This window comes from Moorena sp. SIO1F2, from assembly GCF_010672755.1.
Classification (GTDB): Bacteria; Cyanobacteriota; Cyanobacteriia; order Cyanobacteriales; family Coleofasciculaceae; genus Moorena.
On sequence record NZ_JAAHFV010000678.1, the window covers coordinates 1 to 1,114 of the forward strand.

The 1,114-nt window shown below is 46.7% G+C and carries 1 pseudogene; it reads left to right on the top strand.

The features are described 5' to 3' along the window. Positions 1-805 (top strand): annotated as a pseudogene (locus F6J94_RS33970) (hypothetical protein); the annotation flags it as partial. Between the last annotated feature and the right edge of the window lie 309 nt (positions 806-1,114).

The following is a 1,114-nucleotide window of genomic DNA, read 5'->3' on the forward strand; positions in this document are numbered from 1 at the left end:
TATTTCCAATGAAACATACCGAGCCCATGCCTTAGTAGTCTTAGCCCCCCACTTAACCGATGTGTTGTTACCCCAAGCCTTAGATTGGGCCAGAGAGATTTCCAATGAAACATACCGAGCCCATGCCTTAGTAGTCTTAGCCCCCCACTTAACCGATGTGTTGTTACCCCAAGCCTTAGATTGCGCCAGAGGGATTTCCGATGAAAGATACCGAGCCTATGCCTTAATCGCCTTAGCCCTCCACTTACCGGATGTGTTACCGGAAGCCTTAGATTGCGCCACAGGGATTTCCGATGAATCCTCCCGAGCCGATGCCTTAGTAGCCTTAGCTCCCCACTTACCGGATGTGTTGTTAACCCAAGCCTTAGATTGCGCCAGAGGGATTAAGTCTGAATACCACCGAGCCAAAGCCTTAGTGGCCTTAGTCCCCCACTTAAGCGATCTGTTACTGGAAGCCTTAGATTGCGCCAGAGGGATTTCCGATCAAGACTCCCGAGCCAGAGCCTTAGTGGCCTTAGTCCCCCACTTAAGCGATCTGTTACCGGAAGCCTTAGATTGCGCCAGAGGGATTTCCGATCAATTATTCCGAACCAATGCCTTACAGGACTTGATTAAGACCTTAACTCCTTCATCAGTTGATTTTCCTCTTTGGCAACAAACTCTTGATGGTTTAGCTAGTCTAACCCGTCCCCATTTTCTTGAAGCTCTTCCTGACTTAGCTCCTTTAATCATCAAGTTTGGGGGTATTGAAGCCCTAAGAGAAACGGTGGCAGCGGTTGATGATGTTAGTCGATGGTGGAAGTAGGGAAAAGGGAGTAGGGAGTAGGGAGTAGGGAGTAGGGAAGAGTTAATCAAGGATAGAGGAATTATGATTAGCCTTACTGGGTGTGGCGTGGATGGGTGTTAGGATTCAGTTGATGCCTGTGCCATGGGGAATAATTGCACTGAAATAAAGTTCAGAAAATACAGAACAACATCACATCCCTCATTTCAAAATCTAATATCTTGCCATCGTCGAGACTCAAGGAAACGACTTAGATGTTTAACGTTAGTGGTAGCAATAACTAAACGTTGTCCTAAGTTTTCTTGTTGAAATAGTTGACACTGAGCAGCA